This is a genomic window from Treponema sp. R80B11-R83G3, assembly GCF_054786115.1.
Window position 1 is genome coordinate 1 of sequence record NZ_BDHF01000535.1, and the last position, 410, is coordinate 410.

The 410-nt window shown below is 39.8% G+C and carries 1 protein-coding gene; it reads right to left on the minus strand.

Annotation, left to right across the window (positions count from 1 at the left end):
* The coding region (locus tag ACYVRH_RS14840; RefSeq protein ID WP_461257626.1) for a hypothetical protein at window positions 1–410 on the minus strand (410 nt) is incomplete at both ends.

Sequence of the window (410 nt, forward strand, 5' to 3'; positions counted from 1 at the left end):
CTTTTGATTGCTTCATCTGCGGTTATACGGGCATTGTAAGCAAGTTTTTTGGATTCGCTTTTAGAAATTTCCGAATTAGTTTTTTTTGCCAGATCGGATGCCGCTATTTTTATTAACGCTGAATCCCATGTAGACGCGCCTCCTATGCCGCGTTTAACAAGAGGAGAAGTTATATTGGTAAAATTGTTTAGTGAGTTAAAAGTTTTTGCCATATTAACAATTCCTGAAGATTGCAAGAGTTCGCTCATTAGCGCTTGAGCTTGAGGAATGGCGTCTCTAATTCCTAAAGGTTCTCTTGTGTCTATAAAACGCGATAACCTTTCTCCTTCCGTACCTATAAGCGATAAAAATGTTTCTGATGACGCTTGATTAGCGGCATCGGATGCCTGTTTAAGCCATTCTTCCTTGTC